At 69.8% G+C, this 2,062-nt stretch carries 2 protein-coding genes; both read left to right on the top strand.

All coding sequences use genetic code 11. The features are described 5' to 3' along the window. Positions 1-491: phosphopantetheine-binding protein (locus ACLEQD_RS42000; RefSeq protein ID WP_410391541.1), on the top strand; the 491-nt coding region annotated here is incomplete at its 5' end. Beyond that, positions 484-2,062: condensation domain-containing protein (locus ACLEQD_RS42005; protein WP_410391543.1), on the top strand; the 1,579-nt coding region annotated here is incomplete at its 3' end. The genes ACLEQD_RS42000 and ACLEQD_RS42005, both read left to right, overlap by 8 nt.

Below are 2,062 nucleotides of genomic sequence, written 5' to 3' on the forward strand. Positions count from 1 at the left end.
GACGGCTGCCGGAGTACATGGTGCCGTCGGCCTTCGTGGTGCTGGAGGCGATGCCTCTCACCGCCAACGGCAAGGTGGACCGCAAGGCCCTGCCCAGGCCGGACGCGGAGTCGGAGCCGCGCTCGCGGGACTTCGTTGCTCCGCGCAGCGACCTGGAGCAGCAACTGGCGGCCATCTACTCCGAGCTGCTGGGCGTGAAGCGCGTCGGCATCCACGACGGCTTCTTCGAACTGGGCGGCCACTCGCTGCTGGCGACGCAGGCCATCTCGCGGATCCGTCAGACGTTCCAGGTGGAGCTGCCGCTGCGCAAGCTGTTCGAATCGCCCACGGTGGAGACGCTCGCGGTGCTCGTGATGGAAGCCCAGGCCGCTCAGGTGGACCCCGAGGAGCTCGAGCGGCTCATGGCGGAGATGGAAGAACTGTCCGGTGAAGAGGCGCAGGCCCTCCTGGACGCGGAAACGGAACAGGTCAGGAAGACTTCCAATGAGTGACACCTCGAAGCGGTTCTCCAACCTGTCGCCCGAGAAGCAGGACCTGCTGATGCGGAAGCTGCGCCAGAAGAGCGCGGCGGCCCCCGTCGCGACGCTCGTGGCGCGTCCGAGGAACGCGGTCTCCTCCTTCCCCCTGTCCTTCGCGCAGCAGCGCCTGTGGTTCCTGGATCAGTTCGATCCCCAGAACCCGCAGTACAACATCCCGCTCGCGGTCCGGCTCGACGGCGTCCTGGACGGGGCCGCGCTCCAGCGCTGCCTGGACGAACTGGTGCGCCGGCATGAGGTGCTGCGCACGACGTTGCGCGCGGAAGAGGGCGGCGCGGTGCAGGTCATCGCCCCGCCCGCGCCCGTGGTCATCGACACGGTGGACCTCCAGTCCCTCCCCGTGGAGGCACGGGAGAAGGAAGCCCGCCTGCGCGTGTTCCGGGACGTGCAGCAGCCCTTCACGCTCTCCGTGGGCCCGCTGCTGCGCGCGATGCTGCTGAAGCTGTCCGCGACGGAGCACGTGCTGCTCCTCACCTTGCACCACGTCATCTCCGACGGCTGGTCGCGCGGCGTCTTCCTGCGCGAGCTGCTGGCCCTCTACGGGGCCTTCAGCCAGGGGAAGCCGTCGCCGCTGCCGGAACTGGCGATCCAGTACGTGGACTACGCGGCGTGGCAGCGCGAATGGCTCCAGGGGCCGGTGCTCGAAGCGCAGCTCGCGTACTGGCGCAAGCAGCTCCAGGGCGCCACGCAGGCCATCGAGCTGCCCACGGACCGCCCCATCCCGGCGGTGCCCACGACGCAGGGCGCGGTGGTCTCCGCTCACTTCTCCCGCGAGGTGGAGGCCGCGCTCAAGGCGCTCGGGCAGAAGGAGGGCGCCACGCCGTTCATGGTGCTGCTGGCCGCGTGGCAGGTGCTCCTGTCGCGCTACAGCGGCCAGGACGACGTGAGCGTGGGCACGCCCATCGCGGGCCGCAACCGCGCGGAGCTCGAAGGGCTCATCGGCTTCTTCGTCAACACGCTCGTGCTGCGCACGCGGATTGAGGGCAACCCCACCTTCCGCGAGCTGCTCCAGCAGGTGCGGGAGACGACGCTGGGCGCGTACGCGCACCAGGAGGTGCCGTTCGAGAAGCTGGTGGAGGAGCTGAAGCCAGAGCGCAACCTGAGCCGGTCTCCGCTGTTCCAGGTGATGTTCTCGCTCCAGAACGCGGCGCCCGCATCGGCTGCGGCGACCACGGGTTCAGGGCTCACGCTGCGCGCCCTGGAGACGGAAGGGAGCACCGCCAAGTTCGAGCTGTCGCTGGACATGGCGGAGACGGGCCAGGGGTTCGCGGCGGCGCTGGAGTACAGCACCGACCTGTTCGAAGCAGCGACCGCCGAGCGGATGCTGAAGCACTTCGGCGTGTTGCTGGAGGGAATCGCGGCGCGGCCGGATGCGCGAGTGCTGGACCTGCCGCTGCTGGGAGAGGTGGAGCGCCAGCAGGTGCTGGTGGAGTGGAACGCCACGGACGTGTCGCTGCCGGAAGGGCAGGGCATTCCGGAGCGCTTCGCGGAGCTGGCGCGGGTGCAGCCGGAAGCGCCGGCCGTCG

The sequence above is a fragment of the Corallococcus sp. 4LFB genome (genome assembly GCF_046520365.1).
Classification (GTDB): Bacteria; Myxococcota; Myxococcia; order Myxococcales; family Myxococcaceae; genus Corallococcus; species Corallococcus caeni.